Annotated in this window: 6 protein-coding genes; 2 read left to right on the top strand and 4 right to left on the bottom strand. The window is 37.6% G+C overall.

Annotated features, from left to right (window positions below):
• Positions 1 to 200: 200 nt before the first annotated feature.
• Together IQ237_RS19420 and IQ237_RS19415 are read left to right on the top strand one after the other, a co-directional pair.
• Positions 201 to 707 (top strand): PIN domain-containing protein, encoded by a 507-nt coding sequence (locus IQ237_RS19420; protein ID WP_194058130.1) that lies wholly within the window; start codon positions 201 to 203, stop codon positions 705 to 707.
• Positions 694 to 990 carry a hypothetical protein gene (locus tag IQ237_RS19415; RefSeq protein WP_194058128.1) on the top strand — a complete coding sequence of 99 codons (297 nt, stop codon included), beginning with the start codon at positions 694 to 696 and terminating at the stop codon, positions 988 to 990. The genes IQ237_RS19420 and IQ237_RS19415 overlap by 14 nt, the downstream gene beginning before the upstream one ends.
• On the opposite strand, the gene IQ237_RS19410 is transcribed toward IQ237_RS19415, so the two are convergent.
• The 4 genes from IQ237_RS19410 to IQ237_RS19395 all read right to left on the bottom strand — a co-directional run bounded on the left by IQ237_RS19410 (position 970) and on the right by IQ237_RS19395 (position 7500).
• Positions 970 to 4077, bottom strand: a complete 3108-nt coding sequence (locus IQ237_RS19410; RefSeq protein ID WP_194058126.1) for a tetratricopeptide repeat protein — start codon at positions 4075 to 4077, stop codon at positions 970 to 972. The two genes, IQ237_RS19415 and IQ237_RS19410, sit on opposite strands and share 21 nt — an antisense overlap.
• 109 nt (positions 4078 to 4186) lie before the next feature.
• Complete coding sequence (locus IQ237_RS19405; RefSeq protein WP_194058124.1) at positions 4187 to 5611, bottom strand: CHAT domain-containing protein; 1425 nt, start codon at positions 5609 to 5611, stop codon at positions 4187 to 4189.
• A gap of 281 nt (positions 5612 to 5892) precedes the next feature.
• On the bottom strand, positions 5893 to 6396 hold the full coding sequence (locus IQ237_RS19400) for a tetratricopeptide repeat protein (protein ID WP_194058122.1): 504 nt from the start codon (positions 6394 to 6396) through the stop codon (positions 5893 to 5895).
• A 417-nt stretch (positions 6397 to 6813) separates the two neighbouring features.
• Positions 6814 to 7500 (bottom strand): STING domain-containing protein, encoded by a 687-nt coding sequence (locus IQ237_RS19395; RefSeq protein ID WP_194058120.1) that lies wholly within the window; start codon positions 7498 to 7500, stop codon positions 6814 to 6816.
• Positions 7501 to 7812: the final 312 nt, after the last annotated feature.

The raw sequence follows: 7812 nt of genomic DNA, 5'->3' as shown, positions 1-7812 counted from the left end.
AATTCATTTTTTTCGTTTGTTTTTGTTACCAAGCTTCACTTTCTCACACCATCTCCCTTTTAATGCTACTCATTCTCATTAAGTCTCTTAATCTTTGAATTATCTTTAGTTATTATGTACTACTTTAATGGCTTTTTTACCTTGTGACAGTTGAGGGTGCGGAATGTGGGTTATATCCAGCACCATTGAGAGATTTCCTTATGCGACTTGCCGTTACTGACCTATTTAAAGCACGGTGGACAGATGCAATTCACTTAGAATGGATTAAAAATGTTTTAAACAATCGTTCTGATCTGACCATTGAACAACTGAACAGAACTAAAAATTTGATGAACAGTCATGTTCGAGATTCTTTGGTTACAGGTTATGAAGCACTTATCGAAGGTTTACAACTTCCAGATTCAAATGACCGTCATGTACTCGCAGCAGCAATTCGTTGCAATGCTAGTGTTATAGTTACTTTTAACTTGAAAGATTTTCCGGCTCAAGCTCTTTCACTATACGGTATTGAGTCCCAACATCCAGATGATTTCATTCTGCATTTGATTGACCTTAACCCAACAGAAATTTACAAAGTAGTTAAAATACATATAAATAGTCTCAAGAATCCTCCTAAAACACTTGAACAATATCTAAACACGCTTTCAAATCAGGGACTAAAACAATCAGTCATCGCTTTACAAAGTTTATGCCATGACATTTCATAATTTCACCAATCACCAATCACCCATCACCAATCACCCATCACCAATCACCAATCACCAATCACCCATCACCAATCACCCATCACCAATCACCAATCACCAATCACCCATCACCCATCACCCATCACCAATCACCAATCACCCATCACCCATCACCTATCACCCATCACCAATCACCAATCACCAATCACCCATCACCCATCACCAATCACCAATCACCCATCACCCATCACCCATCACCCATCACCCATCACCCATCACCAACCTATTCAGATTCCCCAATTAAGGTAAAAGCAGCCCAATTGTAAGGAGAAGAATATTTTGCTTTTGTTGTTAACATGGCTTTTCTTAATGCGGTGGCTTTGTCAAGTTTTTGTTCTCTATTCTTATAAAACTCCGTCATCAGAAAAGATGTAGAATCATCATCAACTGCCCACAAAGAGACGATAATACTGGCAGTACCGGCACTAATCAAAGAACGGGATAAACCCACTACTCCATCCCCAGTAATGCGTCCCCTACCCGTGTCACAAGCACTTAATACTACTAAATCTGCATTTAGTTTAAGGTTCAGAATTTCGTCAGCAGTGAGTAAACCATCATCTTTACCAGATGGTGCAAAAGCGATCGCACTTCCTATACCCCGGTTATCATCAAGTAAACCGTGAGTAGCAAAGTGAATAATCCCGGCTTGGGGCATTTTCTCTAAAATCGCTGCTTTCGTGGCTTTATTACCTGTTAAAGCTGAAATATTTAGCATAGAAGCAATATTTTTAGCTTCCTTTTCTGCCCAAATTAAAGGTGTTAATTGTTCGGCTGGTTTCCCTGGTTCTAATATTACCTTGGGCATGGTAGGATTACCGACAATTAAACTTGATTGTGATTTTGTGGTTTGTCTGAGTTTATGCTTGTGGGTTAAATCCAAAACTTGAATAGATGGAGCAGTGAGAATAGTATGTTTTTCAATTAAATATTTACCTTTTTCATCTTGCAGTGCGGGGAAAGGAACAAGGAATAATTGACTTTGAGGAATGAAAACAACTCTTTCAGTTTCCTTTTTAGGTAAAAGATCCGCAATAGGTGTAATTAGTAATTCATGGAGTCTTTGAAATCTTCCTTTGACTGGGGCAGCATTAGGATCTAGACTAGCTACAATACCCCCTCTACTTCTCACACCAATAGATTCACGACTATTAGTAACGAGTTCTGCCAGAGTTGTATTTTCTTTTTGCCACAGGGGTTTTAAATCAGATTTACGGAAGGTAATTTCACCTGTAGGTTTAATCACCCAGATATAAAGTTCTGATTCTTTGGTTTGTTGTTTACCATCAATTTTCAAATCATCAGGAATAATGGAATATTGAACCAGTGTAGCATTTTGTTGTTTGGCGATTTTTTGTAATAAGGAAATAGTGGGTTTATCAACAGTAGGTTGTGAGGTTTGACTGGTATTTGTGTTAGATAGGCGTGAAGTTAATAACTCCACAAATGCCCTAGCACGTCCCCGTTCAGAAATTTCTAAAGCTTCATTGGTTTTATTTTGAGCAATTAGGACTTTTTGTAATAAACGGTAAGTGCGAGCTTGTTCTTCAAAAATAGAGACTTTGTAGCTATCATTGTTCCCTAATTTTCCTCTGATAGATTCCCATACTTCAATGGTAGTAAAGAGAGTTGTTTCTGCTTGTGGAAGGTTGCCAGATTCATAGAAAGCTAATCCTAGATTATTTAATCTTCTTCCTTCTCCTTGGATGTCTTTGATTTCACGGGCAATGGCTAAACTGGAGGTGTGGTATTCAATGGCTTTCGTGTAATCTCCCAGTGCATAGTAAGCATTTCCCAGATTATTTAGAGATTGACCCTCACCTCTACGGTGTTTGATTTCACGGGCAATGGCTAAACTGGAAGAGTAGTATTCAATAGCTTTGGTGTAATCTCCCAGAGAGTAGTAAGCATTTCCCAGATTACCTAGAGCAGTACCCTCACCTCTACGGAGTTTGATTTCACGGAAAATGGCTAAACTGGAGGAGAAGTATTCAATGGCTTTGGTGTATTCTCCTAGTGCATCGTAAGCATTTCCCAGATTACCTAGAGATTGACCCTCACCATTACGGTCTTTGATTTCACGGGCAATGGCTAAACTGGAGGTGTGGTATTCAATGGCTTTGGTGTATTCTCCCAGTGCATTGTAAGCATTTCCCAGACCACCTAAAGCAGCACCCTCACCATTACGGTCTTTGATTTCACGGGCAATGGCTAAACTGGAGGTGTGGTATTCAATGGCTTTGGTGTATTCTCCCAGTGCATTGTAAGCATTTCCCAGACCACCTAAAGCAGCACCCTCACCATTACGGTCTTTGATTTCACGGGCAATGGCTAAACTGGAGGTGTGGTATTCAATGGCTTTGGTGTATTCTCCCAGTGCATTGTAAGCATTTCCCAGACCACCTAAAGCAGCACCCTCACCATTACGGTCTTTGATTTCACGGGCAATGGCTAAACTGGAGGAGTGGTATTCAATGGCTTTGGTGTATTCTCCCAGTGCATTGTAAGCATTTCCCAGACCACCTAAAGCAGCACCCTCACCTCTACTGTTTTTGATTTCACGGAAAATAGCTAAACTGGAGGAGAAGTATTCAATGGCTTTGGTGTAATCTCCCAGTGCATAGTAAGCATTTCCCAGATTATCTAGAGCATTACCCTCACCTTGACGGTCTTTGATTTCACGGGCAATGGCTAAACTGGAAGAGTAGTATTCAATAGCTTTGGTGTAATCTCCCAGTGCATGGTAAGCAATTCCCAAACCACCTAAAACAGCACCCTCACCTTTACGGTTTTTGATTTGCCGATAAATGATCAATGCTTGTTGCCAAGACTGTAATGCTGCTGTAAATTGACTGGTTTCATACTGTTCAATACCTTGCTTAAAGAGTCTATCTGCTTGTGCTTTACGAGGGTCATTTTCAGTTTGAGCAAACTGTAGACGTTCCTGAGCAAGTTTCTCCAAATCTTGATTATTGATTTCCTTGGCAATTGCTAAAGCTTGTTTGAAAGATGCGATCGCATTAGCTTTATCTCCCAGTTTAAGGTAAGCTTCACCTTGAAGACCTAAAGCACGTGCCTCACCATAACGGTTTTTGATTTGCCGATAAATAATCAATGCCTCTTGAAACGACTGTAATGCTGCTGTAAATTGACTGTTATTACATTGCTCAATACCTTGCTGAAATAGTCTATCTGCTTCTGCTTTCCGCGCTGCGGGTGTTTGTGCAAATACCTGTGATACCTGGAATAACACTGGTAAATTAACCGCAGGTTGTAAAACCGTCAGCATAAATGTGATCAATGCAATTAACCGAATTTTGTAATCAGACATACATTTTATACCAATTATCAAAAGTCAGGAGTCGTAGGGGCAAACCCCCTGTGGTTGCCCTCTTGAGTCAGGAGATCAAGGATAATTTCACCCCATCACCAATCACCCATCACCCATCACCAATTAAAATAAAACTAGCCCAACTCATCGGATTTGGGTATTTCTTCATAGTTGTTAACATTGCCTGACGCAAAGCAGCAGCTTGATCTGGATTTTTACTTAATTCTTGATAAAACTCAGTCATCAAAAATACTGTTTCCCTATCCGACACACTCCACAAAGAACCAATCACGCTGGTAGCACCTGCGGTAAAAAAAGACCGCGATAAACCAATTACACCATCATTGGTAACTTTTCCTATAGCTGTATCATTACCACTTAATACCACTAATTCCGCTTTTAAATTCAAGTTGATAATTTCTTCAGATGTCAGCCACCCATCATCTTGTTCGGAAGTTCCTAAAGCTAATACATCGCTAAATTCTCCCTCTTTATTTCTTACATTGCTTACAGCTAAATGAATTATTTTCGCTTGGGGCATTCTTTGAACAATTGCGGTTTCTGTGGCTGCTTTTCCTGTCAGTGCTTGGGTATTAAAAATCCCAGCTATTTGTTTTGCTTCTTGTTCTGCACCTGGAAGATTAAATGTTTCTGGCGGATTTTCCCCTGGTTGCAATGGTTTAGTAGGCATGATAGGATTACCGACAATTAACACATCTTTAACTAATCCTTGATTTTGCCGTTTTCGTTGATAAAGTAAATCTAAAACTTGAATTGAGGGCGCAGTGGCAATGGTATGTTTTTCAATTAAATATTGACCTTTTTTATCCTGCAATGCTGCAAAGGGAACAAAAAATAAGTCTCCTTGAGGAATGAAAATAATGTGTTTATCGGGTTGATTTGGCAATAAATCAGCAATGGGTTGAATTAAAATTTCATGTAGTTTCTGCAAATGTTTTTTGTAAATATGCTCTTCTGTAGGAACTACTTTGATTTCTTTATTATTTCTATGTCGCGCTCCCATTCTCAGGCGACTTTCTGCGACTAAATCACTTAAAGATGTATTTTCTTTTTGCCATAAAGGTTTTAGATTCACTTGACGAAGTGCAATTTCTCCTGTAGGTTGAATTACCCAAATTAGCAGTTCTGATTCTTGAGTTTGTTTTTTACCTGCAATGACAAATTCATCATTGATAATTGAATATTGCACAATTGTGGCATTTTGTTTTTTAGCAACTTGTTTAATTTCTTCTGAAGATAGAGATTTGGCTATTTTATGGGATTTATGTGAAGTTAATAATTCCCAAAATCCCCCATTGCGGCTGCGTTCAGAAATTTCTAATGCCGCTTCTAGTTGATTCTGATGAATGAGGTTTTTTTGTAATTGGTTGTATGTTGATTTTTGGTGAGGAGAATGAGATATATTATTGGCTTGAACGGTGTTAACAGGTATGGAAATAGTTGCTAAAATTATGATGCAAGTTGATGTTAATTGGGAAATTAAGCTCAGGGGGGTAATTTTGAAGTTGTTCATGGTTAAGTAGGAGATTATTAATTATATAGTGTTTCCTAATCTAGTGAAGTACAAAATAATCTGCGTTTATCTGCGTTCATCTGCGTTTAATTATTACAGCTTGTACCTCACTTGAATGGTAAATTGCTATATCAAAATATCAAAGTTTATATACCTCTAGGGTTTTGGAGCTTATGCAATTTTATTTTGACAGGGAGATTATGTGATGTGAAAATGGGGAAATGTTGGGTTTCCTGGTGTCAACCCAACCTACGATTTTTGAGTAATTTATGGGATAATTTCTAACTAGCTTCTATTTGTTTGACTGCGTTATCTGCTTTTTGGGATAATTCATCTTCTCCTTCTTGTTTAAACAAAATAGATGCTTGTTTCAAATCAGCAATTCCTCCTTGTTTATCTTCTAACATGACTAGGGTAAGACCTCTAAAAAAGTGAGCATAAGCAATATCAGGAGTAATTTCTAAGGCTTGATCAAAATCTTTTTTTGCTCCTCTATAGCTTCCTAAGCTAAATCTACTAAATCCACGGCCAATATAGGCATAAGCATTATTAGGATCAATTTCGAGAATTTGGTTAAAATTAGCGATCGCTCCTCGATAATCTCCCGATTCTACTTTTTTAAAACCCTGTATAAAGTATGTATCTACATCTTGAGAATTTGAATTTACTGAGTTCTGCAATGGTGTTAATTGTTGGGGTTTTAACAAATTTTGAGCGTTGGCTTTGGGGCTAATAACTATTGTGCCTAATACCAAAATGCTTGCTGCTAATTTCCAAACTTTCATGGTTTTATTTCCTCAAAAATAATTAAGTTGAGTAATTGGATTTACTATTGGTTCACAACTATATATATTTCTAAGGTTTTGGAGCTTATGCAAAAATAGTGATGTAAAAAAAATAAATCCCCGATTTCTTTAACAAGTCGAGGATCTGGGTAAGTAGCTGGTTGCAATTAAATATAAAATGTGGGATGGGCATACTTCGACATAGTTCGACTGCGCTCACTAACCGCTCAGTACAAGTCTTGCCCGTTAACAGGCTAGAAGCCTGTTCCACTATCTAACAATTAATTAGGGTTTGCTGAAAAAGTTATCTGTGAAGGACCAGTGACAGTGAAACCCAACAAACACTGATTTTTTAATGCGACGATTTAATAGTTTAAAATGCTTCAAATAAGCATTGTAATATATACAAAGCATATTTCACTCAATTTTTCTCCAAGAAATCTGGTTGATGGCAACACCCTGTGACTTATTGCATAGAAAGTTAATTGTTTCACAGAACTTATCTAATGGTTGTGTTTCCAAGGAACGCCACTCCTCTGTATCTGGATCTAGTTTGAGATATTGCTCCATATACTCTTTGATGGTAAAAGATGGTTTAATTAAATCCTTAATGATCAATTTTGCTCCGTCATTTTCAAGTGCATAGTTAATCTTGAAGTTGCGTCCTGGTCTCATAATATCCGCTTGCCTTTCTACCTTGATACTATCTCTTGCGTGGCGGATAGAGGCGGCGTTTAGCCGTTTAGGAATTACCAATTGGATTTCTACTTGATCACGTGAAAACGTTTTTTGTGTTTGATCCTCAAATAGAACCTTAATATCATTTTCAAGTATGGCGTTGATATCTTGTAAAAAGTTGTAAAAGTAACCAACAGCAAGTCCTTGTGTAATTGTAGTGACTTCATCTAGCTTGCTGTTGGACTTCTGATGTTCAGTCAAAAATGGGACTTTATCCCATAGAGATACTATTACTGCTAACATTGCTGCACTGAAATTCAACCAGTCTCCAGCACTAATGCCAAGACCTGTTAGATAGTGACGCATAATATTGAAGAGCATCGCAGTAGCAAAGCCAAACACAAATCCAAAAACTATATTTTTCATTTTCTTCTAAGGGATTCTTCTATGGTGAATTATACAGATAAAATAGTAAAAAACATACAAGGGGAAAACGTAAAGTAAATAAGCAATTAGCAGAAAGAGTTTTGTCAAGAGCTAATGCAAAAGCAAGGCGAATATGTGATATTTTAGGTAATTCGTAGGTTGGGTTGAACAAAGTGAAACCCAACAAATCCTTATAAGCTAATATGCAGCTAAATATTATGTTTTTTAACTAAAACAAAATAGCCTTTAAATATTTTAATTTTAAGTTCTAAATTTAAACTTACTATTGTGCATTTTAAATGCACAATAGCT

This window comes from Sphaerospermopsis sp. LEGE 08334 (assembly GCF_015207205.1).
In the GTDB taxonomy this organism is placed as follows: Bacteria; Cyanobacteriota; Cyanobacteriia; order Cyanobacteriales; family Nostocaceae; genus Sphaerospermopsis.
Note: the sequence above shows the minus strand (reverse complement) of the source record. Positions and strands in the feature narration are given on the sequence as shown.